We start from the raw sequence: 25,533 nt of genomic DNA, 5'->3' as shown, positions 1-25,533 counted from the left end.
GCGCGGCCGCGACGTGAGCACCAACCCGTACCCTCTCGGCCTGCGGCTGGACGGGCGGCGGGTGGTCGTGGTGGGCGGTGGTGCGGTCGCCACCCGACGGGTGCCGGCGTTGCTGGATGCCGGCGCGGACGTGCTGCTGGTGGCACCGGAGCTGACCCCGGCGCTGCGTGCGCGGGCGGACGCGGGCCGGCTGCGCTGGCTGCCGCGCCGGTTCGCGCCCGACGACCTGGACGGGGCGTGGCTGGTCCAGGTGGCGATCGACGACCCGATCGCGGCGGAGTCGGTGAGCGTCGCCGCCGCCGAGCGGCGGATCTTCTGCGTCCGGGCCGACGACCGCACCGCCGCCACGGCCTGGACCCCTGCGGTGACCCGGCACGGGCCGGTCACCGTCGCGGTGCTCGGCGGCGGCGACCCGCGCCGTGCGATGACCGTCCGCGACGCCATCCGCGATCTCCTCGGTGCGAGCAAGGGCGCTTTGTCGACGCCTGCGGTGGAGCAAGGGTCTCTTGCTGCGGCAGTCGGCGGGCGGGTGGCTCTGGTCGGGGCGGGGCCGGGTGACCCGGAGCTGATCACCGTCCGGGGCTGGCGGCTGCTCACCGAGGCGGATGTGGTGGTCGCCGACCGACTGGTGCCCGGGCTGCTCCTGGACGAGCTGCGCCCCGACGTGGAGCTGGTGGACGCCTCGAAGATCCCCTACGGCCCGTCCCGCGCCCAGGAGGAGATCAACCGGATCCTGGTGGACCGGGCCCTGGCCGGCGCGCTGGTGGTCCGGCTCAAGGGCGGTGACCCGTACGTCTTCGGCCGGGGCGGCGAGGAACTGCTGGCCTGCACGGCGGCCGGCGTTCCGGTGACCGTGGTCCCCGGGGTCACCAGCTCGATCGCCGCCCCGGCCGCGGCCGGCATCCCGGTCACCCACCGGGCGGTGGCGCACGAGTTCACCGTGGTCTCCGGGCACCTCGCGCCCGACTCGCCGGCCTCGCTGGTGCGCTGGGAGGCGCTCGCCGGGCTGCGCGGCACCCTGGTGATCCTGATGGGGTTGAAGAACCTCGGCGCCATCACGGCGACCCTGATCGCGCACGGCCGGTCGCCGCAGACACCGGCCGCCGTCGTCCAGGACGGCACCACGGGTGCCCAGCGGGCGCTGCGGTCCACCCTCGGCGCGGTGGCTGCCGACGTGCTGGCCGCCGATCTGCGCCCGCCCGCGGTCGTCGTGGTGGGCGACGTGGTGCACGCGCTGGACGCCTGACGACAGCGGGCCGGAGACGACGTCTCCGGCCCGCTGCGGGTGTCAGATCACTGCTTGAGCATGTTGTCCAGCAGCAGGGCACAGCGGATCAGACCGAGGTGGCTGTACGCCTGCGGGTGGTTGCCCAGCCCGCGCTCGGCGAGCGGGTCGTACTGCTCGGGGAGCAGGCCGGTCGGGCCGGCGGTGAGCACCATCTGCGCGAACAGCTCCTCGGCGTCGGTGCGGCGGCCGGTGCGCAGGTACGCCTCGATCAGCCACGCCGTGCAGATGTGGAAGCCGCCCTCGCGGCCGGGCAGGCCGTCGTCCCAGTGGTAGCGGTAGACGACCGGGCCGCTGCGCAGGTCCGCCTCGATCCGGAGCACGGTGGACAGGAAGCGCGGGTCATCGCCCGGAAGCAGGCCCGAGAGCCCGATCCAGAGCGACGAGGCGTCCATGTCCTCGTCGCCGTACGCGACGCTGTACGCCTCGACCTCCTCGTGCCAGCCGTGCTCCAGCACGTTGGCGCCGATCCGGTCGCGCAGCTCCACCCACTGGGGGCGGTCCTCGCCGCCGTGCTGGCGCATCACGTGCAGAGCCCGGTCGACGGTCATCCAGCACATCACCTTGGAGAAGATGTGGTGCCGGGGTGGCAGCCGGGCCTCCCAGATGCCGTGGTCGGGCTCGTGCCAACGGCGGCGAACCGCCTCGACCATGTTGTCCAGTACCCGCCACTCGTCGTCGCGGACCGAGCCGCGGGCGTCGGCGACGGCCGCGATCAGGTCGGCGATCGGGCCGAAGACGTCCAACTGGAGCTGGTGGTTGGCGAGGTTGCCGACCCGGACCGGCCGGGAGCCGGCGTACCCGGGCAGGGTGTCGATGACCGCCTCGGCGCCCAGTTCGTAGCCGTCGATGGTGTAGAGCGGGTGCAGCCGCTCCGGGTGCCCGCCGGTGCGCTCGATGCAGCCGTCCACCCAGCGCAGAAAGCCCTCGGCCTCTTCGAGGGAACCCAGGTCGACCAGCGCGCGGGCGGTCAGTGCGGCGTCGCGGAGCCAGCAGTAGCGGTAGTCCCAGTTGCGGACGCCGCCCAGCTCCTCGGGGAGCGAGGTGGTCGCCGCGGCCAGGATCGACCCGGTGGCCTCGTGATAGAGCCCGCGCAGGGTGAGCGCGCTGCGGGCGACCAAATCGCGGGAGGTGGACGGCAGCTTCAGCGAGGCGACCCAGTCCTTCCACGGCTGCTCGGCCGCGGCCTGCCGGTCGTGGATCGGCACCCGGTGGTGCTCCAGGCTGTGCGTGCCGAAGCGCAGCTCCAGCAGGATCTGCCCGCCGGCGGCGGAGAGGTCGACGACAGCCTTGGCGGTCTGGTAGCCGCCGTCGTTGCTGACCTGCCACTCCACGCCGGGGGAGTAGAGCGCGACCGGCTCGTTGGAGCCGAGCACCAGCAGGCCGTCGCCGAGCGGCTGCATCTGCACGGCGACCTGACCGAACTCGGGCCGTGGCGCGAACTCCAGCCGGACCCGGCCCCTGCCGGTGAGCACCCGGATCAGGGTTGAGTCGCCGGTGACCACCGCCGGGCCGTCCGGCGTGGTCTCCCGGGCTGGCTTGTCCAGCCAGTCGGTGACGGTGAGGCCGGACCACCGGGTCTCCACGGTCATCGTGCCGGAGCGGTAGCGCTGGCCCAGCGGGATGCCCCCGCGTTCAGGTGCGATGCTGAAGTGACCGGCCGGGCTGCCGCCGACCAGGTCGGCGAAGATCGCCGCCGAATCCGCCTTGGGGTGGCAGAGCCAGCTGACCTTGGCCTCGGGGGTGAGCAGAGCGACGGTACGGCCGTTGGCCAGCATCGAGTGCCGCTCGATCGGCACCGCCCGTTCGCCGAAGAGCCAGTGCCGCCGCGTCTCCAACAGCAGCCCGAGTGCGCGGGCCGCCTCGAGCGGATCGGCCACCCGGTAGTCGGCCTGGGTGTCCCCGGGACCGATCTTGATGCCGAGGTCCGGCCCGTGCAGGTTGCCGAACGCGTTCTCGTCGGTCACGTCGTCGCCGATGAAGAGCACCGCGCTGGCCGAGAGCTGGGTCCGCAGCTGGTCGACCGCGGTGCCCTTGTGGGTGGCCACCACGGAGAGTTCGAAAACCTCCTTGCCCTGGGTGACCGTGACGCCGTCCCAGGTGGCCGGGCCGTTGCGGACCGCCTCGATGGCCGCGGCGGCGATCTGCGGATCGACCCCACGGGTGTGCACCGCGACGCTGGCCGGCTTGCGTTCCAACCGGATGCCGGGGTGTTCGGCGGCGATCTCGCGCAGCGCGTCCCGCACCCGGGTGCGCACCGCGACCAGCTCGGGGGAGAGGCGCTCGACGAACCCGATGTCGAACTCGGAGCCGTGGCTGCCGACGAGGTGCACCTCGCTGGGCAGCCGGGAGAGCGCGGCCAGGTCGCGCAGCGCCCGGCCGGAGACCACCGCCACGGTGGTCTGCGGCAGCGAGGCGAGCGCGCGGACCGCGGCCACCGACTCGGGCAGCGGTACGGCCGTGCTCGGGTCCTCCACGATCGGCGCCAGTGTGCCGTCGTAGTCGCAGGCGATCAGGAGCTGGGGGACCCGGGCGATCCGGCCGATGGCGGAGCGCAGCTCGGGGTCCATCACCCCGGTGGCGATCGCCGCTCCGTCGTTGACGGACGTGTTCACGCGGCCTCCGCCTCGGAGACTCCAAGCTCGGAGAGGAAAGACTTGGCCCAGTGCCCCACGTCGTGGGTGCGCAGGTGACGTTGCATTGTCCGCATCCGGCGGCGCGCCTCGGTTTTCTCCACGTGCACGGCCCGGAGCAGGGCGTCCTTGACCGCGTCCGGGTCGTGCGGGTTACACAAAAAGGCCTGGCGCAGCTCGGTGGCGGCGCCGGCGAATTCACTGAGCACGAGCGCGCCACCCTGGTCGGCGCGCGATGCGACGTACTCCTTGGCCACCAGATTCATTCCGTCTCGCAGCGGGGTCACCATCATCACGTCGGCAGCGACGTACATCGCGGCCAGTTCACTGCGACTGTACGACTGATGCAGATAGTGCACCGCAGGCACGCCGACCCTGCCGAATTCCCCATTAATCCGACCAACTTCGCGCTCCACCTTGACCCGAAGTGCCTGGTAGTGCTCGACGCGCTCCCGGCTTGGCGTGGCCACCTGCACCATAACCGCGTCCGGAACTGTCAACTTTCCGTCAGCCAGTAGCTCGCGGAAGGCCTTGAGGCGCAATTCGATGCCCTTGGTGTAATCCAGCCGGTCCACGCCCAGGATTATCGTCTTCGGATCGCCCAGTTCGGCGCGGATCTGCTTCGCCCGGGCCTGGATCGCCGGGTCGGCGGCCATCCGCTCCATCTCCTGGGTGTCGATCGAGATGGGGAAGGCGCCCGCCTTCACCTGCCGCCCGTCGACCTGGATCATCTGCCCCTCGTAGCGCAGCCCGAGCAGGTGCCGGGCCAGCCGGACGAAGTTCTGCGCGGCCAGCCGCTGCTGGAAGCCGACCAGGTCGGCGCCGAGCAGGCCGCGCAGGATCTCGGTACGGAACGGCATCTGCATGAACAGCTCGATCGGCGGGAACGGGATGTGCAGGAAGAAGCCGATCCGCAGGTCCGGCCGCAGCTCCCGGAGCATCGCCGGGACCAACTGGAGCTGGTAGTCCTGCACCCAGACCGTCGCGCCCTCGGCCGCCACGTCCGCGGCGGCCTCCGCGAACCGCGCGTTGACCAGGCGGTACGCCTCCCGCCAGCGACGCTTGTAGGCAGGTGTCTCCACCGCGTCGTGATAGAGCGGCCAGATCGTCGCGTTGGACTGGCCCTCGTAGTACCGCTCCAGCTCCTCGGCGCTCAGCGGCACCGGGTGCAGTCGGATCCCCTCAAGGTCGAACGGCTCGGGGGCGGCGCCGGTCCCGCCGGCCCAGCCGACCCAGGTCCCCTGGTGTTCGGCGAGCACGGGATGCAGCGCGGTGACCAGCCCGCCGGGGCTGCGTCGCCACTGCCGCCCTTCGGGGGTGCTCACCTCGTCGACCGGCAGGCGGTTCGCCACTACGACAAAGGAGCTACGGACGGTCACGATCGGCCACCTCCGGGTACTGACGGGTCCACCGCGATGAGCGTACTGAGCGTAGCTGCGGCGTCTGGTGCCCCGTGCCTGAGTTCCCTACCCGCCCCGCAGGGGCTGAATCTGGATGGTGATCTAGTCAACAACATGGGTCCTCCGACGGCACGACGTACTCCTGGGGCGGGGTGATGTGGGCGAAGCGGGCCGAACCTGTCAGGATTGACGATGGCGTGCGCGCGGCCGGCCCCCGGCCGGTGCCGCGGGCGGAGGTCGCAGCCCGCGCCGCGCCGCCCATCATGCGACAGCAACCGACGGAGGTAGCCCGCACCGTGGCCCAGTACATCTACGTCCTGGAAAAGGCGCGCAAGGCGCACGGCGACAAGGTCGTGCTCGACAATGTGACGCTGAGCTTCCTGCCGGGGGCCAAGATCGGTGTGGTCGGCCCGAACGGCGCCGGTAAGTCCAGCCTCCTCAAGATCATGGCAGGGCTGGACAGGCCGAGCAACGGCGAGGCCCGGCTGATGCCCGGCTACACCGTCGGCATGCTCGCCCAGGAGCCCCCGCTCAACGACGCCAAGACCGTCCTCGGCAATGTCGAGGAGGCGGTCGCCGAGACCAAGGCCAAGCTGGAGCGGTTCAACAAGATCGCCGAGCAGATGGCCACCGACTACTCCGACGAGCTGATGGAGGAGATGGGCAAGCTCCAGGAGGAGCTGGACCACGCCGACGCGTGGGACATCGACTCCAAGCTCGAACTGGCCATGGACGCGCTGCGCTGCCCGCCGCCGGACGCCGACGTGACCCAGCTCTCCGGCGGTGAGCGCCGCCGGGTCGCGCTCTGCAAGCTGCTGCTGGAGGCGCCCGACCTTCTGCTGCTCGACGAGCCGACGAACCACCTCGACGCGGAGAGCGTCTCCTGGCTGGAGCAGCACCTGGCCAAGTACGCCGGCACCGTCATGGCGATCACGCACGACCGGTACTTCCTGGACAAGGTGGCCGGCTGGATCCTGGAGCTGGACCGCGGCCGGGCGATCGGCTACGAGGGCAACTACTCCACCTACCTGGAGAAGAAGGCCGCCCGGCTGGCCGTCGAGGGCCGCCGCGACGCCAAGATGAAGAAGCGCCTCACCGAGGAGCTGGAGTGGGTCCGCTCCAACGCCAAGGCCCGGCAGACCAAGTCCAAGGCCCGCCTGGACCGGTACGACGAGATGGCCACCGAGGCGGAGAAGACCCGCAAGCTGGACTTCGAGGAGATCCAGATTCCGCCGGGCCCGCGCCTGGGCAGCACGGTGATCGAGGCACAGAGCCTGAGCAAGGGCTTCGGCGACCGGCTGTTGATCGACAACCTGTCGTTCTCGCTGCCGCGTAACGGCATCGTCGGCATCATCGGCCCCAACGGCGTCGGCAAGACCACGCTGTTCAAGACCATCGTCGGGCTGGAGCAGCCGACCGACGGCTCGGTCCGGGTCGGCGAAACCGTCTCCCTGTCGTACGTCGACCAGAACCGCCAGGGCCTCGACGGCGACAAGACCGTCTGGGAGGTCGTCTCCGACGGTCTGGACTACCTGATGGTGGGCAAGGTCGAGATGCCGTCCCGGGCGTACATCGCCGCGTTCGGCTTCAAGGGGCCGGACCAGCAGAAGCCGACCAAGGTGCTCTCCGGCGGCGAGCGCAACCGGCTCAACCTGGCGCTGACGCTGAAGATCGGCGGCAACGTCATCCTGCTCGACGAGCCGACCAACGACCTGGACGTGGAGACCCTCTCCAGCCTGGAGAACGCGCTGCTGGAGTTCCCCGGCTGCGCCGTGGTCATCTCGCACGACCGGATGTTCCTGGACCGGGTGTCCACGCACATCCTGGCGTGGGAGGGCGACGACCAGGACCCGGCCAAGTGGTTCTGGTTCGAGGGCAACTTCGAGGCGTACGAGAAGAACAAGATCGACCGCCTCGGCGCGGAGGCCGCCCGGCCACACCGGGTGACCTACCGCAAGCTGACCCGCGACTGACCGGGCCGACAAGGTGTCTGACCGGTTCGTCTACCACTGCACACTGCGCTGGTCCGACCTGGACGCGTACGGCCACGTCAACAACTCGCGCTTCCTCACCCTGTACGAGGAGGCGCGGGTGGCGTTGATGTTCGCCGGCGGCCGGGCCTGGGGGGTCGGCTCGTTCGCCGACGGGGTGGTGATCCGCCGGCACGAGGTGGACTACCTGCGCCCGGTCGACTACGCGCTGGGCCGGGCCACCGCAGAGGCCGCGCCCACCGTCCGGATCGAGCTGTGGGTGGAGGAGATCCGGGCCTCCCGGTTCACCGTCGCCTACGAGTTGTACGACGGCGAGGTGCTGGCCAGCCGGGCCCGCTCGGTGCTGGTGCCGTTCGACCTGACCCGCCAGGTGCCCCGGCGGATCACCGCGGAGGAGCGGGATTTCCTGCTCACCTACGCTCCGCAGGGCGGCGCGGCGTGACTCGGCCGGGGTGGACGGGGTGACGGCGACGGCGGCCGGACACGGCGTCACCGGGGTGGCCGACGCGGGCGCTTTCCTGGCCCGGCTGGTCCGGCTGGATCCGGGCGCGCCGGTCCGGCTGCGGCCGGCCGGCGCCGCCGGTCGAGTCGCCCTCTGGGCCCGGCTGCCGTGGCAGGTGCTGGTGGTCCGGACGGTCGCGGGCGGCCCGGCCGACGGCACCCCCGAGGACGTCACGGTGGCCGCCGCGGAGCTGCTGGCGGAGCTGGAGCGCGGCGGCGCGGCATTGCCGGCGCGTCGGGACGCGCAGTGGCGGTGGCCGCTGCCGCCGGCCCGCAGCCGGCCGGTGGAGGCGCTGCCCGCCGCCGAGCTGCGGCGGATCGCGGACGCGGCGGCGGGCACCCTGCGTACCGCGAGCGAGCACGGTGTGGCCGGCCGCGCGGTGGGTCAGCGGATGCTGCGCGACGCGCTGCTCGACCACGTGGCCGTGCTGGTCAGTCCGGACGGTCCGCCCGGCCCGCCGGTGGAGGTGCCGCAGCGACTGGTTCAGGGGCTGGTCCGGATGGGCTTCCTCGGGCCGGTTGACGGCCCGGCCGGTGCCCCTGCCGAGGCTGCCGTCCAGGTGCGGGTGGCCGGCCGTTGGGTTGGCCTGGTGGGACCATACGGAGCGGCCTGGTTGCAGAAGGCCACCGATCTCGCCGTGACGCCCCTGGCTACTCGTCCGAACGGATGACCCCTCCTCATTCTTCTAGTCTGGGGCGGTCGTTGGGGGGGTGCTTCAACCCGGCTGTCCGGGTACCGTCCATCCTCGGATCCAACGCACCGTAGGCGACTGGATCCGCTGGGGAGTGAGGTGCGCGAGCGATGCCGTGGTGGTCATGGCGCCCCGGTCCCGCCGACGGCGGCGATCCGGAAACCCGAAGCGGGATCACAGTGGAGAGCGCGGTCCGGGTCGGACCGCCCAACCCTCGCCAGCCGGGGGACGACTGCCCGTCCAACGAGCGGCCCGTGCTGACCGAGATGCCGGCCACCATCGAGCCGGTGAGCCTGCGCCGGGTCTGTGACGCACTCGACCTGCTCGACGTGCGATATCTGGCCGACGGTGACGGCAACCTGCTGGCCATGTGGGAGCGGCACGCCGTGCTGGTCACCCTGGAGGGGCCGGAGGACGAGATCCTGGTGATGCGGGCACGTCCGCACGCCACGGTGCCGCCGGACTGGGCCGACCGGGCGTACCGGGTGGTCAACGAGTGGAACCACACCCGTCGGTTCTGCAAGGCGTACATCGGCGACCCGACCGAGCGCGGGCAGCTACCGATCTACGCCGAGCTTCAGGTGCCGCTCGGCGCCGGCACCCACGACGCGCTGCTGGTCGAGATGCTCGACTGCGGCGCCGCGGTGGCCACCAGCTTCGTGGACTGGCTGCACGACGAGGGCGCGCTGCTCTGACCCTGCCGCGACCCGGGTGCCCGGGCCGGGCCGTCAGGCGCGGTCAGGCCGGGTCCTCCGTGGCGTTGATCATGAAGTGCGCCGCCCGCTCCAGGTAGTCCCAGAGTGTGCTGGCGACCTCCGGCTCCAGGTCGAGCCGGTCCACGGCGCGGCGCATGTGCCGCAGCCAGGCGTCCCGCTCGGCCACGCCGATCCGGAACGGGGCGTGCCGCATCCGCAGCCGCGGGTGCCCCCGCTGGGCGGAGTACGTGTTCGGCCCGCCCCAGTACTGCATCAGGAACAGCGTCATCCGGTCCGCTGCCGGGGCCAGGTCGTCCGGGTACATCGGCCGCAGCAGGGGATCGGTGGCGACGCCGGCGTAGAACTCGTCCACCAGCTTGCGGAAGGTGGGCTCGCCGCCGACCGCCTCGAAGAGGGTCGTCGACGCACCAGGACGGTCGGAGTCACCTGCGGGAGTCACCGTTCCATCCTGCCAGGCGTGCTCAGTGCCGGCCCGACCCGGACGCCGTGCGTCGGGTCACGCCGGGCGCGCGCTCGTGTCAGGGCCGTTCGTGTCAGGGCCGCTCGTGTCGGATCAGCTCAGCTGACCGCGTGCCGACGGCGGTCGTCACCGGCCCGCGGCTCGGGGGGCCCTGCCGGGGTGCCGCCGGGCGTCGGGTTGGCCGGCGACCCGGCGTTGGCCGCGGAGGCCGTCGCGATGGCGCCGTCCACCGTCTGCTGGTCCGGCCAGCGCAGCGACGCCACCACCATCAGCACCACACCGGCCGCGCTCCACACGCCGACCACCAGCGGAATGGAGAACCGCTCGGCGAGCAGGCCGGTGACGAGCACCGCCATGCCCTGGATGACCTGCACGCCGGTGGCCATCACACCGAAGGCGCGGGCCCGGAACTCGCCGGGCAGCGCCTGGACGAACAGCCCGTTGGCCATCGGCAGCATGCCGGCGACCGCGAACCCACAGAGAGCGGCGAGCAGCGCCACCACGATCGGCGGTGGGTCGAACAGCGCCGGCACCAGCGCCAGCGGGGCGAACACCGCCAGCGGTCGCATCAGGGCCAACCGACGGGCCGGGCCGAACAGTCGGCTCACCAGCAGCCCGCCGAGGATGAACCCGAGCGGGTTGGCCATCATGATCACCGCCTGCGCCAGGCCGGCGTCCAGGTCGCCGTTGTCGTCCCGGTTGGCCCAGCCGGCGGCCAACCCCTCGGGGACGATCGAGAAGAGCATCGCGCTGAACACCAACACCGCGATGGCCCGCAGCACGGGGGTGCCGAAGACGATCTGGAACCCCTGGCCGGTCTCCCGGAGCAGGTGGCTGCGCTGCGCGGTGGTCATCATCGGGGCCCGGTCGCGGACGCCGAGACGGACCAGCAGCGCCGAGACGGCGAAGGTGACCGCGTTGATCAGCAGCGCGAGGGCCGGGTCGATCGCGGCGACGGCGGCGCCGAGCAGGTAGCCGACGACCTGGGCGGCCTGCCCCACGCTGCTGTTCAGCGACAACCCGACCACCAGCCGGTCCCCGGCCAGGATCTGCGGCATCAGCGCGGACTTCGCCGCCTGGCTCGGCGGGTTGGCCAGCGTGGCGGCGAAGATGAGCACCAGGACGGCCTGGACCGGCAGGTCCGGGAGGGCGATGAGCAGCATCAGCGCCGTCCGGATCACGTCACACGCCACCATCACCCGGCGGTACGGGTACCGCTCGGCCAGTGCGGCGAGCACGGGGCCGCCGAGCAGCCAGGGCAGGTAGCTGACGGCGAAGGCGGCGGCGGAGAGTGCGACGGACTTGGTCTGCTGGTAGACGAGCAGGGTGACCGCGGCCTTCGCGACATAGTCGCCGACCCAGGAGAGCGCGCCGGCCGCGAAGACGGCCCGGAACTCGCGTTGGGCGAACACCTCGCGGAATGTCGCCGGGCCTTCCGCGGAAGGTCGCTCGTCGGGCACCGTCGCCTCCATCGGCTCCCGGGACGGCCGCTCGTGACAGCCGGGGCCGGAAACACTCGTCAGATCTACGGATCAGCGAGGATGTGGATCACGCTCCGGCGGGAACGCGTGCTCCGGATTCTGCCCGATCGTCTGACAACTAGCTAGGGCGAACGGTTCGTTCGTCGCATCCCCGACTGAACGAACGGACGATACCTGAGGGGCCGGGCGGCTCGCGACCCCTCGATGGCCGGACAGCGTCGTCCGGGTCAGGTCGGGCCGCCCTGACCCGTCTCGCCGTCGGCCAGCGGCCGGATCGGGACGCCGGGATAGCTGCGGGAGGCGGCGATCTGGGCGGTGATCCCCGAGTTCTCCAGTGCCTCCGCCAGCCGCCGGCGCAACTCCCGGCCCACCGCGAACTGCCCATCGGCGGTCGTCTTGACCACCGTCCGGATCACCGCCCCCTCCACCGTCATCTGCTCGACGCCCAGCACCTCCGGCGCCTCCACGATCTCCGGCGACAGCTCCGGGTCCACCGCCATCGAGGCTGCCGCGGTCCGCAGCACGGCCGTGGCCTCCTCGGTGCCGCTGAAGCCGATCGGCAGGTCCACCACGACCAGTGCCCAGCCCTGGCTCTTGTTGCCCACCCGGACGACCTCGCCGTTGCGGATGTACCAGAGCACGCCCCGCCCGTCGCGCACGGTGGTCACGCGTAGCCCGACCGACTCCACCACACCGGTCGCCTCGCCGAGGTCGACGTTGTCGCCGACGCCGTACTGGTCCTCGATCAGCATGAACAGCCCAGCTATCAGGTCCTTGACCAGGCTCTGCGCGCCGAAGCCCAGCGCGACGCCGGCGATCCCGGCGCTGGCGAGCAGCGGGGCCAGGTCGAAACTGAACTCGCGCAGGATCATCAGCAACGCGATGCCGAAGACGAACGCGGTGGTGAGGCTGCGCAGCACCGAGCCGATCGCCTCGGCCCGCTGCCGACGTCGCTCCGGCACGAACTCCGTCGGGTCGACCGCGGCGGTGGGCACCCGCTCGCGCAGCGGCCGCAGCATCGTCGGCACCGCACCGTCGGTGGTGGTCCGGACCAGCCGGTTGATCGTGCGGTGCACCGCCCAGCGGGCGATCATCGCTACCGCCACGATCACCAGCACCCGCAGTGGCTTGAGCAGGATCCAGTAGCTGCCCTCGGCGAACCAGGCCGACTTGGTCAGGTCGTACAGCCATTCGCAGGAGGTACTTCCCTGACAGTCCGGCGGGGCGGCGGTGGACAGGGCAAGGGGCATCAGGCTGGCGGCACTCACCCTGTCTTCGTACCGCAACGAGCCGGCGAGCCCGTCGCCGACCCACCGGCCGGGTGACCTGCCGCCGAGGGCGGGGTCGGACCGGGGCGAACCGGCCATCGTGACAGGTGCGGGAAAGAGCTTCATGTCGGACCCCGGATTAGTACGTGCAATCCCTGATTTGGCGGCCCGGACCGCTGTTGACCTGCAAGAACTCCGGTCGAAGATCATCCGGCACAACCAGGGCACAAATTAGTTCCGATCTTGGGCGGCGGGAGCGCCGGTGTGGCTGCCCTTGGTTGGGCGGAGGATCTGCCCGATCAGGCCGCGCGGCCGGTCCTTCTTCGGCAGCCAGTGCACGTAGGTTTCCAGCGTGATCCGTAGGCTGGCATGCCGCAGTGCGTGCTGCACCTCCTGGGGCTCGACGCCGTTGCTCATCAGCGTGGTGGCGAAGAAGTGGCGCAGGGAGTGGAAGGTTCCCGCCTTGGGCCAGCCTGCGGCGGAACGCCAGCCCTCCCACAGCTCAGACCAGTAGCGGTCGGTTATCAGCTTTCCGCTTGTGGTGGTGAACAGGAGAGCTGCGGGACGAGAAACCCGTCTTTCGCTGGTGATGTCCGGCAGCTCGAATTCGACGGGGCCGACCTCTTTGATGTGGGTCGCCACTTCCTCGGCGACCACGGCGTCCAGGTCGACTGTCCCTGCCGATCCGCTCTTTGGCGCGGCGAGGTAGAAGCCGCCGAAGTGCTCCCGGGAGTGCCGCAACTGCTGGACGACATGAAGCTCTTCGTGAGCAACATCCAGACACCGTGAGCTGTCTTCCATGCCCAGGACTTCACCGATGCGCAAGCCTTCACCGGCTCCCAGCCAGATGGCCGCGCGGAATCGTCGGGGTACGACCTCGGTGAGCTTGAGCACCTGGTCCTCAGTCGGTACCCATCTCGGTGCTCGTGACATCCCCCGCAGCACTTGCGCGAGGTTCACGCCGTCGCAGGGGTTGTCGTCAAGCACCTTATCGATGACGGCAGCGTTCAGGATGGTCTTGAGAACACCGAAGTAGAGGCCAATGGACGACTTCGCGGTGCCATCGTCCAGCAGCCGACCGAGCCAGGCCATCACATCGGTAAGGGTGATCGACCGGATGGACTGCTCGCCAAAGGCCGGCACAAGACGCTTGCGAAGATTCTGCGGGACGCGTCGCCGTGTCTCGACGCTCCACCCCGACTCGCGGGATTCCTTCCATCGCTGCGCGTATTTGGCAAAGGTGAGCTGTTCCATCTCGCGGCCAACCTTGACCTCTGCGGCGACCCCCGAGCGGCAATTGAGGTCGAAGGTTTCCGCGTCGCGCTTGAGATCGAACAGCTTGTCTCGGTCGTTCGTGTCGGCGTCGGTGTAACGCACGCGCCAGCGCTTCCCCCGACCGTGCCGTTTCGACGGGATGAACTTTTTCGTGTCCGGGTCGCGTTTCTTGAGGTACCACAGGTCATCGATGGGCATGTCAGGCCGCCTGGTCTTCCAGCCAGGCCCGGACTGTGGCCGGGTCGTAGCGGAGGTGGCGGCCGACCTTGAAAGCGCGCGGGCCGGTTCGGCGGTGTCGCCATTGGTAGAGGGTGCCGACGGGGATGCGCAGGAAGGCGGCGGTGTCGCTGATGGACCAGAGGTCCGGCAGCGGGAGGGGGATGGGTGCGGTCATCGTGGCTCCTTCCGAGTGATGGTGATGTAGGTGCGGCTTTCGCCGCTGTAGCCGGCGTGGCGGGTGCTGGTGCGGCAGGTGACCCGTTCGCGGCCGTAGTAAGCGGTGAGCTGAGCCGCGATGGTCGTGGCGTGGGCGGTGACGGCGGCGGTCGGGCCAATGAGCCGGACCGCGACCAGGGGGCGGGGACGTGTGGGCATGGCTCTCCTTCCGGGTCGGTTGAGGTGGGGTGTTGCTTGCGCTGTGGAGTTGTCAAGGAACGGCTTCACAGGCGTTGACACGTACGTGTCAAGCGGCCAGGGGTCGGGCGGCGGTGTGGTGGGTGGCCTGCTCGTCGGCCAGGGCGTCGATGCTGGCCAGGTGTTGCGCGCGGGCCATGGCGGCGGCGGTGTTGGCGAGCAGGGCGTCTCCGGTGGTGATCCAGCCGGTGGCTTGGTAGCCGAGTTCGTAGATGACGCGCTCGGTCTGCTCGTCGTCCCAGGTGTGCGGATGGCCCTCGGTGCGCCGCCAGATGGTGCGCTGCATGCGGAGGAAGCCGAGGGTGACGGAGAACGCGCGGCTCTTGGTGGCGATGTGTCCGCCGTAGCCGAACTGGTGCGCCCACCGCCGCAGGCGGGCGTAGTCGGGGTGCTCCCCGAGGTCCCAGCACGCCCGGATGAGCCGCCCGAGGTGCGTTGCCGGGTCGCCGTGGATCTGCACGGAGAGGTCGTCGACGCGGCGCAGGCTCAGGCCGGTTACCTCGGTGCTCTTGGTGACGTACTTGGCGATGTAGCCGGTGATCTGCGCGAGGTTGACCTCAGTGCCAGGTGCGTTGACTTGCTTGAGGTCCAGGCCCTTACCGCCCCACGCGATGTGCCACCCCTGCCCGCCGTTGGCCGGGTGCGAGGCCGAGGTGTAGGAGGTTTTGACGAACGCCGTCCGGACGGCTTGCTCGAACATGTCGCGGGTGACCACAGGTGGTGGCGGAACGATCGCCTCAGGGCAGTCGGGGTTGTAGCCGTCCAGGCGGATGAGGGCGTGGTAGTGGATGACACCGCGTACCTGGAATTCGTAGACCTTGATGTAGCGGCGGCGCAGATCCACGCCATGGGTGCGGCCGAGGCGGCGTAACTCCCGGTCGGCTTGTTGGATGGTGCGGCGCCATAGCTCGGGTGCTTCGTGGTTCCAGACGACCTGGCCGGTGTGGTCGTAGCAGTCCAGGCACAACGGCTGCCCGAGGTTCGGCTCTGCGGCCTTGTGCCTCTGGCCGCAGCGCAGCTCCACACCGTGCGGGCAGGCACGTTCGAACGGGTGGCACACCGAGGCCCGGCAGGTGCAGCCATCCTTCTTCCGGCAGTCCGCCGCGTGGACCTTCACCACCCGGTGATGCACCGGCCCGAACGATGGCGCGGTGGCGGTCAGGAAAATGGCGATGTGCTCGTCCAGCGGGGGTAGTCCCCACCGGTCGCCTTGAAGACCAGCCTTGATCAGGTGGTAGGTGTCGCGGCGGTACAGCTCTGCGCAGGACGGGCAGACGGCGGCGCGGCGGTTGCCGCAGGGGGTGTAGATCGCGCCGTCGGGCATGTCTTCGGTGTCGACGGTGGCCATGCGGTTGCCGTCGGCGTCGTTGACGTGGATCTGCCCGGCGAGGCGGATCGGGTGCTTGCACGCGGATGCGGCGCGGACGTGGCCGAGCCATTCGGGGTAGTCGGGGTCTTGGGCGCGGGCGCGGCCGGAGGCGACGGTGCGGGGGTCGTGGCCGCGTACCCACCCGTCGGCGGCGGGGTTGCGGGTGCTGGTGGTGGGTGTAGCCCAGGGCCAGTAGTCGTTTCCTGCTACAGCGGAGGCTCCCGTGCCCGAAACCGTGGTGGTTTCGGGCGCGAGAGGCAGCGTCGAGGAGGTCACGCGGTGGCTCCGACGGCAGTGCCGTTGTGGGTCTTGTCGTTGACGGTCGGATTGGTGGTGAGGGCCGTCAGGATGTCGGCGGCGGTTTGGGTGGGGACGCGCAGTCGAACAGCGAGTTGGCCGGGGGTGATCGGTTCACCGTGGGCTTTCTCGTGGGCGTCGGCGACGATCCGGGCACCTGACAGCAGCGCCGGAGCGGGTTTGACCGCTGGGATCGCGGGTGCAGCCGGCGGTGTCGCCGGGGCCGGGGTGTCCTCGGTCGGGTCGGTCTGCGGTGCTGCGGTCGCGGGGGTGGTCTTCTTCGCCAGAGTTGCGGGCTCGTTGGGTGTGATCTCTTCGTTGGGTGCGGTGGCCGTGGTGGTCGCGGCTGCCGGGCGGACCTTCGCGTCGGCGGTGGTGTCGGGTGACGACGCCGGGGCGGAGGTGGCCGGCAGGGGTGCCGGGACGTTGTTGGTGGGCCGGGTTGCGGTGAAGACGAGCTTGGACAGGGCGAAGAAGGCCAGTGCGGGCAGCGCGGAGACCATCCATCCGAAGACGGTCGGCTTGGCGACGGCCAGTTGCGCGGTCAGGGAGAGTCCGACGGCGGCGATGAGCAGGAACATCGGGTAGCCGATCGGGCCGCTGGTCTTGCGGCGGCGGATGATGACGATCATTGCGGCGATCGGGATGAGTTCGGTGATGACGGCGTTGGCCCAGCCGAACCAGTCGGCGGTACCGGTGGGGCTGTTGCTGATGGTCCAGTCGTGGACGTGGTTGAACGAGGCTGCTCCGGCCATGGCTCCGACGAGCAGCACGATGAGGACCAGGACGCCGTCCTGGAGACGTGCGATGAACGGGGACTTGGGCGTAGGCGTGGTCATGACGTCGCCTGCGAGGTGGGGGCGGGGTCAGCGAGGGGGGAGAAGGCGATGACGGTGACGTTGGTGCGGCCCCAGCCGCGAATCATCGTGGTGAGCTTGTCGATGTCGTCGTAGCCGGCAATGGGGCTGGCGGGCTGGTACTCGAAGAATTCGAGGGTGTCGCCGTTGGCGGTGGTGTGGGTGAAGGTGACGTAGTAGCGCATGGTCGTGTCCTTTCGGTCAGGCACAGTCGAGGCAGGTGCCGGTTCGGCGGGGGATGTAGTAGGGCTGGACCTGGCCGCAGTCGGGGCAGGTGCGCCGCGCGGTGAGCGCCTTGTCGATGGCCGCCTTCTGGGCGGGGGTCGCGGTCCGCTTCGGGACGGCGAGGTCGAGGCGGAACAAATAGGCGACGCGCTTACCGCGCCGCCAGAGGATCTGCGCGGCGGGTTCCTGGCCGCCGGGGCGCAGGTTGCGGGTCCGCAGTTGCCGGCGGGTCAGCAGCCCGTCGGGGGCGAACTTGAACGGGTAGGTCGGCAGGCCGTAGCGCTCGCCGGTCGGGTCGTAGAACACCATCGGGTCCTCCGAGTCGTCGGCGTCGTCCTGGTCGCCGTCACCGGCGCGGCCGGTGGTGAAGGTGGGGTGTTCGTAGGTGTCGCGGTCGATGTCCTCGGGCAGGAACGCCGCCGAGCACAGGGCGCAGACGATGGGGCCTTCGTCGAAGGCGGTCTTGGAGATGCGCAGCTTGCGGGGGCATTCGCACTCGCAGGTGACGCCGTTGTTGTTGTTCGTGCGGGTTTTGCCTTCCCCGGTCGGTTCGGGGTGGCGGTAGAACCGCAGCGCGACGGAGAGGCCGGCGATGGCGGGCCGGTAGCGGGCGCGGGTGAGGTCGGTGAGGGTGCAGGGCGAGTAGCCGAGCTTGTCGTCCTTGGTGGTGGATAGGCCGAGTTCGGCGGCGAGGGTGGCGAACTTCTTGTTGTGCCAGCGGCCCTGCCGGGAGGTGTCCTGGATGCCTCGCACGTCGGCGAGGGCGTGGGTTGCTTCGTGCAGGAGCGTGGTGAACACGGCCTCCGGTTCGCGGGACAGTCCCTCACCGGAGATGAGGATCTCGGGCAACTGCTGCTCGCCGGCTTGCCAGCGAAGGGCAGCGAAGTGGCCCCACTTCATGCCCTGACTCGCCTTCGTGGGGGAGCCGGAGCCGACCACGAGGACGGCGGCCGGAACTTCGGTGTGCTGGTCGCGGATAGCGGCCCAGGCGGACTCAAGCGCGCCGACAAGTGCGGCGGTGGAGACAGGGTTTTGACACGTACGTGTCACGTCGGGGGTGTGGGCGGCGGTGCTCATGCGGCCCTCCGGATGGTGTGTCGGCGGTAGGCGATGGCGGCGGCGCACAGCGCCTCGATGACGTCGGCCGGGGTGCGGCCGGGCAGGGTTTCCCAGTCGAAGACCGGGGCGTGTAGGCCGGCGTAGCCGATGGCGATGAGGTAGGTGTTGAACCACTCGACGGCGGCGCTGTAGGTGCGCTGGTCGGCTTCGGTGATGCCGGTCAGGTACCAGCGGGGGTGGCCGAACACGGCGGCGCGGATCGCGCCGAGGATCGACGCCGGGTAGGTGCCGGTGCGGTGACAGGCGCATTTAGCCGGGCAGGCGTCGTGGGTGTCGTAGAGGCCGGTGGGGGTCCAGCCGTAGCGGCCCAGGTAGACGGCGGCGCGGTCGAGGACGGCGTGAACGTTGCCGGTCGGCAGGGCGGCGACGGTGCTCATCGGGTGGCCCGCCAGATGAGGAAGCCGGCGCGGGTGGGTAGCCGTTCCTGGCTGTACTCGTTCTCGGCGTAGGTTTCGAGGTCGTCCTCGGTGGCGTGGGTCCAGTCGTAGTCGTCGGCGGCGTCGCGCAGGGTGGAGATGACCTGCTCGGCGGTCTGCCCGGGGCGGTCGTTCCAGGTCAGTGGGCAGGTGGGGTCGTCGTCCTCGGTGGCCCGTGGCTGGGGCTGGTTGAAGTCGAGGTAGTTGGCCAGGGCGTCGATGGCGTGGGTGTAGTCGCGGGCTCCGCCGCGCGTCTTGCAGTGGTGCGGGATCGACATACGGTGGCCGTGCGCGGCCATCCCGATTGCGCCGGACACGCAGGCCGGCGGGTAGGGGTTGTCCTCGGTCGAGGCGTAGTAGGTGCCCTGGGTCCAGCCTCGAATTTCGAGGTAGCGGGCGGCGCAGCGCAGGATGTCGGCCGGGGTCAGGTCGGCCAGCGCGGCGGGGGTGGTGGGCTGTTCTTGGGTAGGGTTCATGGCGGCCACGTCCTTTCGTGGGCGGTGGTTGGGTCGGCGAGCCGGGGTTGCTTTCCAGGGCTGGTCCCGGTTCGTCGGCCGTCTTCTATCGGTGGTGCAGGTGGAGCCTCAGAAACACCCGCTGCCGGTCGTCGTTCTCACCGGCGGGGGTGGGTGCGGTGCGGAAGACCAGGACGCCCGCGTGCCGGGCGATGGTGGTCAGGGCGGCGATGTCTTCGCCGTCACCGATGAGCACCAGGTCCAGGACCCGAGTCGGCGTAGCGGTCGTGGTGCTCATGCCGCTGTCCGCAGGTCGGCGGGGGCGACGAGGCCGCTACGGCGGCGGGTCCAGGTGGCGTAGTCGGCGACGCGGATGATGTCGGCGTCGGTCATGTAGGCGGCTTTCACCCGGTTGGGAGTGCCGCCTTCGGCGATGAGGTAGCCCTCGCCCTGGTTGTTCGGGTCGATGCTGTTGGAGGAGAAGCCGCGGGCGTACCAGCCGTGCCCGAGCACGATGTCGGAGGACACGTCGTTGGTGCAGCGGCCAGCGAACCGCCACGCGAACAGGTCCCGCAGCGACGGCGGGATGATGTCCGAGGACGGGCGCTGCGTGGCGGCGGCGACGATGATGCCGACGGCGCGGCCCCGGGCGACGATGTCGCGCAGCAGCGCGGCGAACAGGTCCTGGTCCTTCTTGTCACCGGCGGTGGCGGAGAAGTAGGCGATCTCGTCGCAGGCCACGAGGATCTGACCGAACAGGTCGTTGGGGCCGATCTTCCGGCGGCGGTGCGACAGCAGGAACGCGTACCGGTTGTCCATCACCACCTGGACGCGGCGCAAGGTGCGGATGGCGTGCTCGATGTCGGGGCCGACGAACACGTCGGCGGCGTCCTTCCACAACCCGAGTTCGACCTGCTTGCCATCGAGCAGGCACAGCCGCACATCCGGGCACAAAGCGGCGTGCCCGACGATGGTGTTGAGCAGCGACGATTTGCCCGCGCCGGGTTCACCACCGATGAGGATGTTGCGGTAGATCATCGGCAGGTAGGCCGGTTGGCCGAACTCGTCGATGCCGAGGAAGACCGGGTCGAAGATGGACAGGCCCGCGCCGACCGGCACCGTCTGCGGCGCGTCTGGCCGGGTGGGCAGTTCGATGGTGTCCGTGAGGTCCATGGCAGGGGCTCCCGGGGTCGGTTGACACGTACGTGTCAAAGCGGGTGGGGGATCGGGTAGGGCGCGGACGCTCGACCCGTCAGGGGTGCTTGGTCCGCGCCGTCCCGGTGGTTAGGCGTAGTCGGAGGGGTCGAACCCGTTCGGGCTCGCAGTGGTGGTGTTGCGCGGCTTGCGCTGGCGGGGAGTGTCGGCCGGTGCGGTGACCGGCTGGTCGGGCACGTCAGGCAGGTCCAGGCCGACAGGCGGCATGCCCGGTGAGGTAGGAGCGTTGGACGGGATGTCCGTGGGGACGTAGTCCGGCAGCGGCGACACAACCGTGTGCGCCAAGGGTTCGCGGCGGGTGATGTCGATGCGGATCAGCGCCGCGTACTTGCGACCGGCGCGCATGACGCGGACCTCGTTGGCCCAGCACGCCACAGCCAGCTTTTGCATCTGGCCGTCCTGCTCCAGATCCCGCAGGGACAGACCCGGGCGCAGCCACACCCAGACCCGCTCACCAGCCGGGGTCGACTTGGCGGGCAGGATCAGCGGCAGCGAACCGTGCCGGTTCGTGGCGATGAACGCCGCGAAACACATCCGCAGCCGATGCCGCACGATCAGGCACCAGACCCAGGCCATCACCCGACGGCGCACAGGTGCGATCGCGGCGGGGACGCCGACGACCAGGGCGACGATGAGCAGCGAGCCCCACAGCGGGGTTGACTGCATCAGCGTGGTCCAGCCGTAGACGACGGCCAGGCCGAGCCCGATTTCCGGCAGCCAGTGCCAGAAGACGCGCAGGACCGGCCACGCCACGATCAGCGCGAACATCACAGCGCCGAGCACAGCGCCGAGGACAACGCCGAACAGCGCACCCACGATCGGGTGCATGTACTCAGAGGCCACCGTGGCGGCCAGGAGGCCGACCACTCCGAGGGTGACCCAAAAGGCGATGGTGGCCCGACGACGGTACGAGCGGGCGACCGGCGCTTCGATGACAGTGACTTGACCCCCACGGTTCGACCAGCCGAACGGGGACCTCTGGCTAGACTTGGACACGACAAGTCCTCCCTAGTAGGGACCTTGTTGGACAGGACGCGGGGTCGCAGACGACGCCAATCAACGGCGACCCCGTGTCCACCTCTTCGCTTCTGTGGAGCCGAACAGGAACACCGGCCGCTACGCGGCGGCGGTGTCCAGTGCGGTCAGAGCCGAGGCCCGGAACGCGACACCCGAGCGGACCTTGCCGTCGCGGTCGTTGACCCAGGGCAGCGCCTCCAGGTTCACCGGCACGACCGGCTGACGAACCGCGACGGCCGGCATCACCGGGCTGACCACGGTCACGTTGATGACCTCAGCGCTACCGTCCGCGAGGGCGTAGAGCTGCACCGCCCACATCGGGGCCTTCGTCTCCCGGTCGAACTTCTGCTGACCCGACTGGTCCAGCTTCGGAACCGGGTTCACCGCGACCTCGTACGACACCTTCGAGGTGTCCAGCAGCAGACGTCCCATGACTGACTCCCTTCAACTAGGGCTCGCTCACCTTGAGCGATTGCCCGTGTTCGATGGGATCAGCCTAGCCCGTACAAAAGTACGTGTCTAGTACTTCAGTACTGGTCATCGATCGAAATCTTGGTGCGAAGAAGGGCGCCCCGCTGTGGGACGCCCTTCGGTGCAGCTCGGAAGGTGTGACGGTAGCTAAGCCACTCCTACGCGGCGAGCCAAGGCTGCCAGTCGGTCGGAGGGGACGGGTTCCATCCGTACAAGGTCGGAAACCATCGTCTCGACCACCGGGTGTCCCTTGACCTGCTCCGGGGTTAGCGCCTCGGCCTGCTCAAGCGCATCGACCGCCTCAGATACCCTGCGTCGCTGAGTCCAGGCCCCTGCCACGTACATGAGGAGCCGAGCCTGCCGCTCGGACGATAGGCCGGACGAGTCGATCCGCTCCGCCGCCCGGAGCGCAGAACCGGCGTCGCCGAGTTCGACTGCCACTGCGACCTCGTGTAGCTGGACGTTCGTGGGGCCAAACTCGGTCTCGTAATCGTTGCGGTCGACCCCCAGGAGCTGAGCTGCCTCTCGCGCTACTCCGAGATACTCGTGAGCCCTCTGGTCATCTCCCATCCGCGCAGAGGCCACAGCCAGTTGCAGATTCAGCGCGCCGAACAGCGACACAGCCGCTGGCTTGTCCGCCGATACCTCGGACTCAAGCGCTGCCGCAGACGACGATGCAGCGCTTATGACCTGCTCGAATTGCCGCCCGCCCTGAAACACCAGCGCAAGGCGGAACGTTCCAGCGGCGACCAACAGCGGGTCTCCGACCTGCTCCGCAACGAGCAACGCCCGATCGATTGCTACCCAGGCCGCTTCATGCTGACCAAGCTTCGACAGTGCGGCCGAGAGGGCGTGATACACCGACGCTAGCTCGGTGAGGTACGTCTTTCGCGCCGCGCCCTTGGTGGATCGTGTTGCTCTCTCCAGATCCGGCAGTAGGCCCCGCAGCAGCTCGGCCAGGTCCTCGTAACGGGCGGCGTGTGCGTACGTCCAGCACAGATCGGCTCGCTCGGCTGTCTGCGGCAGGGGAAGCTCTCGGTCCTTGCCCAGAATCGCGGCCATGAGGTAGCTGGTACTTAGCACCGAACGTAGGGCGACAGCCGCCGAGGGAACCTCAGCGCTCTCCGTGTCCGCCGTACCCGGGGCCAGCTCGGCCATCGGGATACCGAGCGCACCCGCGATCCGCTCCAAGATGGAGACCCGATCGATCGAACGTACCCCGCGCTCGACCTGCGAAAGCCAAGCCTCAGACCGCCCGATCATCTCGGCAAACTCACGCTGAGAAAGGCCACGCTTTTGCCGCCGCCTAGCTATAAGTCGACCTTGCTCGTTGCTGTCAGGCATCTAGTGAACCAAGGCCCTTGCTAGGTCCGACCGTCAGAAACTCAACCCGCGCGTCCTGCGTGTACGGTTCGCGCTCCTTGTGGAAGCGGAGCACGTGGGGTTGCACTTCGTGCGCCTCGAATGCTTCTCGGTCTGCGTAGCACTCGTAGAAGACTCGGGCGAGCGGTGCCCCCTCTACGGAGTGAGTAGCATAAATCAGCGTCCCTGGTTCGCGGGCACGGATCTCAATCCCTGTCTTTGCGACAAGCGCGTCAAACGCTTTCGCGCTCTCGTCGTCTTTCAGATCGAAACGCACCACCAATGCGAACATGCAGCCACCCTTCTTGTTCAACCGAGAGTCACGGCTTGCGTACGCAACTCTGGCCGTACTCTTGTTCGGCCACCCGTATTCTATTACGGATCGCCTCGGTGAGGTAGTCGGCGAAGGGGTTGGCTCACACAAGAAGAGGTCCGATAGCGATGGGCTTGGATCTTCTCCGGTCGCTTCGTATCGTCAACGGATGACCATGGGGGAGGAACTACCAGGATGGCGACCGCACCGGATCAGGAGAACGGGTCGGCCGGCGCGACGATGGCCATGGGTGACTCTCTCTTGTCGCCGTGCTCGGTAGCGGAGTCGTAGCCGTTCCGGTGTCGTGGGCCGTACGAAAGCAGGCCGAGGCCGAGCGGGGCGAAGCCTCGCCTGAGTCCGCCGCGCTGGTCTGGGTCCTGCAACTGAGTGCGGGCGAGGAGCTGAGGCTGTCACGCGTTCTGGCGAAGCCCCGACTACTCTGTCCTTGGCCCGGGGGACCACAACGACGCGAGGCGGGTCCTCTGCCGCTCGATGTAGCTCTCCAGCCCGGCGCGGGTGCGCGGCATACCTAACCAATCCTGAGCGGCGTGCCTGAACTCCCGGATCGCGATGGCTTCGCGGTCAGGACCGAAGTCAACGGGATATCCGTCAATGATGTCGGAGAGGCTTCCCCACATTCGGTACAACCAGCCCGCGCCCCAGGAGTGCTCCATGTGCGGTGCTTCGGTCAGCGTCCACTTCAGTTCGTCGACGACGTCGTGCGGATCTTCGCTGCCGCCGAGGATCCGACGCATGTAGGGGTTGAGGAGTTCGGCTAGTCCATCGACCATGTCTTCGGGTGGCATGTCGGTCACGCGGAGAGCGTGCCAGAAAGAGCACAAGGAGGGCCGGTGTCACGCAGGTCCTGATACCGATCTGTCGCGCAGGTCCCGAGACCGGACATCGTTGGTTCTCAGTTCGTGTGAGAACTTTCTGTACGGGATCAAGGCGGCCCGCTTCGCAGGCCGCTCGCGCCGCCGACCAGGGGCCGACCCAACGGGTCGCCGATCGGGGACCCCGCGCCCTTAGCGCAAGCGCACGGGCGCACCCCGAACGGTTGCAGCCCCGCCGGCGGCGCGACATACGAAGAAGCCCCGGGCCGCCATGATGAGTGGCAGATCCGGGGCTTCGGTGTTGAAGGCGACGACCAGGGCGTGCCGCCGGCGGGGCGCTCGGGCGCTCTGGGATGGTTGGCGCCATCCCGACAACCTTCGTCCGGGCAAAGCCGAGTGGGTGGGGCCTGCCCGGTCAAGGTCGTTCAGACGGTGGGGTGCTCCACCTTGACCGGGCAGGCCCCACCCACTCCACGGTGTGCGGACGAAGGCCGACGGGATGGCTGTAGGGCGGTGTGTCAGCGGTACAGCGGCGAAAGTCTGGTTGTCGGCGCGCGGCCAGACCGACGCGAGGGTCGGGCAGATTGTGCCAGGCTGAGATCATTGCGGTCATGAACGACTTCTGGAGTGGGGCAGCGAGCGCACTCATCGGTGCAACCGTGGGAGGAGTCGCAAGCTGGTTGGCTGCGTCCGTCCAAGTACGAGGGGCGATTCGCGTGGCAAAAATGCAGGTTGAGGATAATCTCGAAGCGCAACGCCTCTTGCGGAGAGAAGAGTTAGAGCGGGAGGCAATAATTGCTTACTCGCACCTCGCCGACAAGCAGCACAACGCTCTCTTCGAGCTATTCAAGCTGCATGCCCACGAGCCGCTTCCGGGCGGTTCTTGCCCCGATCCGATTCGTTTGGCAGGCATGGACGAAATTATCGAGGAGTCTGACCGGGTTAAGCGCGCGTATCGGGCCTTTCTCCCGGCTGAGCCCGCCGGTGAGCTTGAGTATGTCGAGGACACCATCTGGGACACCACTTCACGCTTTCCGCGCTTCAATCAAACGGTGTTGGGCAAGCCCGACGAAACGCGCTGCGACTGGGCGAGGGCTCTTGAGGGCGCCCTGGGCAGGCTCGACTACGCGACAATGTGCCTTGAAGCGCGGCTCGAAGGACGGCCCTTTCCCCCGAAGCGCTACTAACAGACCAGGGCTCAACGGCGCATCAGCAGTGCGCAGCAACCGTTCAGCGTCCGTCTGGGCTC

27 protein-coding genes are annotated in these 25,533 nt (G+C 69.3%); 6 read left to right on the top strand and 21 right to left on the bottom strand.

All coding sequences use genetic code 11. The annotated features are described in order from the left end of the window. Nucleotides 1-13 precede the first annotated feature (13 nt). Nucleotides 14-1,246, top strand: a complete 1,233-nt coding sequence (gene cobA / locus ABZV00_RS25075) for a uroporphyrinogen-III C-methyltransferase (protein ID WP_355610111.1) — start codon at nt 14-16, stop codon at nt 1,244-1,246. 47 nt (nt 1,247-1,293) lie between these two features. Here the strand turns inward: cobA and otsB are convergent, their stop codons facing one another. Then, entirely contained in the window at nt 1,294-3,855 is a 2,562-nt protein-coding gene (otsB, locus tag ABZV00_RS25070) for a trehalose-phosphatase (protein ID WP_355610151.1), read from the bottom strand. Between the two features lie 41 nt (nt 3,856-3,896). Then, complete coding sequence (locus tag ABZV00_RS25065; protein ID WP_328419557.1) at nt 3,897-5,297, bottom strand: trehalose-6-phosphate synthase; 1,401 nt, start codon at nt 5,295-5,297, stop codon at nt 3,897-3,899. 317 nt (nt 5,298-5,614) lie between these two features. On the opposite strand from ABZV00_RS25065, the gene ettA reads away from it, so the two are divergent. The 4 genes from ettA (at nt 5,615) to ABZV00_RS25045 (ending at nt 9,197) form a co-directional block, all read left to right on the top strand. After that, entirely contained in the window at nt 5,615-7,291 is a 1,677-nt protein-coding gene (gene ettA / locus ABZV00_RS25060) for an energy-dependent translational throttle protein EttA (protein ID WP_328419555.1), read from the top strand. Between the two features lie 13 nt (nt 7,292-7,304). After that, the gene (locus tag ABZV00_RS25055; protein WP_328419553.1) at nt 7,305-7,751 is read left to right on the top strand and encodes a thioesterase family protein; all 447 of its coding nucleotides are present in this window, start codon (nt 7,305-7,307) and stop codon (nt 7,749-7,751) included. A 10-nt stretch (nt 7,752-7,761) separates the two neighbouring features. Further along, complete coding sequence (locus ABZV00_RS25050) at nt 7,762-8,481, top strand: hypothetical protein (protein WP_355610109.1); 720 nt, start codon at nt 7,762-7,764, stop codon at nt 8,479-8,481. Between the two features lie 131 nt (nt 8,482-8,612). Continuing rightward, entirely contained in the window at nt 8,613-9,197 is a 585-nt protein-coding gene (locus ABZV00_RS25045; protein ID WP_109817147.1) for a YbjN domain-containing protein, read from the top strand. 43 nt (nt 9,198-9,240) lie between these two features. Here ABZV00_RS25045 and ABZV00_RS25040 read toward each other — a convergent pair whose 3' ends face one another. The 19 genes from ABZV00_RS25040 to ABZV00_RS24950 form a co-directional block, all read right to left on the bottom strand. Then, complete coding sequence (locus ABZV00_RS25040; protein WP_328419547.1) at nt 9,241-9,657, bottom strand: globin; 417 nt, start codon at nt 9,655-9,657, stop codon at nt 9,241-9,243. A gap of 119 nt (nt 9,658-9,776) precedes the next feature. Next, nucleotides 9,777-11,150: an MFS transporter gene (locus ABZV00_RS25035; RefSeq protein WP_355610107.1), complete on the bottom strand. Its 1,374-nt coding sequence runs from the start codon at nt 11,148-11,150 to the stop codon at nt 9,777-9,779. A gap of 236 nt (nt 11,151-11,386) precedes the next feature. After that, nucleotides 11,387-12,409 carry a mechanosensitive ion channel family protein gene (locus ABZV00_RS25030; protein WP_355610148.1) on the bottom strand — a complete coding sequence of 341 codons (1,023 nt, stop codon included), beginning with the start codon at nt 12,407-12,409 and terminating at the stop codon, nt 11,387-11,389. 249 nt (nt 12,410-12,658) lie between these two features. Beyond that, nucleotides 12,659-13,900, bottom strand: a complete 1,242-nt coding sequence (locus ABZV00_RS25025; protein WP_355610105.1) for a tyrosine-type recombinase/integrase — start codon at nt 13,898-13,900, stop codon at nt 12,659-12,661. A gap of 1 nt (nt 13,901) precedes the next feature. Continuing rightward, complete coding sequence (locus ABZV00_RS25020; RefSeq protein WP_355610103.1) at nt 13,902-14,096, bottom strand: helix-turn-helix domain-containing protein; 195 nt, start codon at nt 14,094-14,096, stop codon at nt 13,902-13,904. Then, nucleotides 14,093-14,296, bottom strand: a complete 204-nt coding sequence (locus ABZV00_RS25015) for a hypothetical protein (protein ID WP_355610101.1) — start codon at nt 14,294-14,296, stop codon at nt 14,093-14,095. The genes ABZV00_RS25020 and ABZV00_RS25015 overlap by 4 nt, the downstream gene beginning before the upstream one ends. A gap of 88 nt (nt 14,297-14,384) precedes the next feature. Then, nucleotides 14,385-15,980 (bottom strand): replication initiator, encoded by a 1,596-nt coding sequence (locus ABZV00_RS25010; RefSeq protein WP_355610099.1) that lies wholly within the window; start codon nt 15,978-15,980, stop codon nt 14,385-14,387. Then, on the bottom strand, nt 15,977-16,840 hold the full coding sequence (locus ABZV00_RS25005) for a hypothetical protein (RefSeq protein WP_355610097.1): 864 nt from the start codon (nt 16,838-16,840) through the stop codon (nt 15,977-15,979). The genes ABZV00_RS25010 and ABZV00_RS25005 overlap by 4 nt, the downstream gene beginning before the upstream one ends. Continuing rightward, nucleotides 16,837-17,043 (bottom strand): hypothetical protein, encoded by a 207-nt coding sequence (locus ABZV00_RS25000; RefSeq protein ID WP_355610096.1) that lies wholly within the window; start codon nt 17,041-17,043, stop codon nt 16,837-16,839. The genes ABZV00_RS25005 and ABZV00_RS25000 overlap by 4 nt, the downstream gene beginning before the upstream one ends. Nucleotides 17,044-17,059: 16 nt before the next feature. Then, a complete protein-coding gene (locus ABZV00_RS24995; RefSeq protein ID WP_355610146.1) occupies nt 17,060-17,392 on the bottom strand; it encodes an RRQRL motif-containing zinc-binding protein in 333 nt (110 codons plus the stop codon). 764 nt (nt 17,393-18,156) lie between these two features. Next, complete coding sequence (locus tag ABZV00_RS24990) at nt 18,157-18,579, bottom strand: hypothetical protein (RefSeq protein WP_355610094.1); 423 nt, start codon at nt 18,577-18,579, stop codon at nt 18,157-18,159. Beyond that, nucleotides 18,576-19,094, bottom strand: coding sequence for a hypothetical protein (locus tag ABZV00_RS24985; protein WP_355610092.1), 519 nt, complete (start codon nt 19,092-19,094; stop codon nt 18,576-18,578). The genes ABZV00_RS24990 and ABZV00_RS24985 overlap by 4 nt, the downstream gene beginning before the upstream one ends. An 85-nt stretch (nt 19,095-19,179) precedes the next feature. After that, nucleotides 19,180-19,371, bottom strand: a complete 192-nt coding sequence (locus tag ABZV00_RS24980) for a hypothetical protein (RefSeq protein WP_355610090.1) — start codon at nt 19,369-19,371, stop codon at nt 19,180-19,182. Next, a complete protein-coding gene (locus ABZV00_RS24975) occupies nt 19,368-20,246 on the bottom strand; it encodes an FtsK/SpoIIIE domain-containing protein (RefSeq protein ID WP_355610088.1) in 879 nt (292 codons plus the stop codon). The genes ABZV00_RS24980 and ABZV00_RS24975 overlap by 4 nt, the downstream gene beginning before the upstream one ends. A gap of 111 nt (nt 20,247-20,357) precedes the next feature. Then, entirely contained in the window at nt 20,358-21,284 is a 927-nt protein-coding gene (locus ABZV00_RS24970) for a hypothetical protein (protein WP_355610086.1), read from the bottom strand. Between the two features lie 120 nt (nt 21,285-21,404). Further along, nucleotides 21,405-21,737 (bottom strand): hypothetical protein, encoded by a 333-nt coding sequence (locus tag ABZV00_RS24965; protein ID WP_355252205.1) that lies wholly within the window; start codon nt 21,735-21,737, stop codon nt 21,405-21,407. A 186-nt stretch (nt 21,738-21,923) separates the two neighbouring features. Continuing rightward, a complete protein-coding gene (locus ABZV00_RS24960; protein WP_355610084.1) occupies nt 21,924-23,120 on the bottom strand; it encodes a helix-turn-helix transcriptional regulator in 1,197 nt (398 codons plus the stop codon). Further along, nucleotides 23,113-23,430: an antibiotic biosynthesis monooxygenase gene (locus tag ABZV00_RS24955; protein WP_355610082.1), complete on the bottom strand. Its 318-nt coding sequence runs from the start codon at nt 23,428-23,430 to the stop codon at nt 23,113-23,115. The genes ABZV00_RS24960 and ABZV00_RS24955 overlap by 8 nt, the downstream gene beginning before the upstream one ends. Nucleotides 23,431-23,885: 455 nt before the next feature. Beyond that, entirely contained in the window at nt 23,886-24,266 is a 381-nt protein-coding gene (locus tag ABZV00_RS24950) for a hypothetical protein (protein WP_355610081.1), read from the bottom strand. Between the two features lie 629 nt (nt 24,267-24,895). Between ABZV00_RS24950 and ABZV00_RS24945 the strand changes: the two genes are divergently transcribed. Beyond that, complete coding sequence (locus tag ABZV00_RS24945; RefSeq protein ID WP_355610079.1) at nt 24,896-25,471, top strand: hypothetical protein; 576 nt, start codon at nt 24,896-24,898, stop codon at nt 25,469-25,471. The last annotated feature ends 62 nt before the right edge of the window (nt 25,472-25,533 follow it).

It is taken from the genome of Micromonospora sp. NPDC005173, from assembly GCF_040608515.1.
GTDB lineage: Bacteria > Actinomycetota > Actinomycetes > Mycobacteriales > Micromonosporaceae > Micromonospora.
Note: the sequence above shows the minus strand (reverse complement) of the source record. Positions and strands in the feature narration are given on the sequence as shown.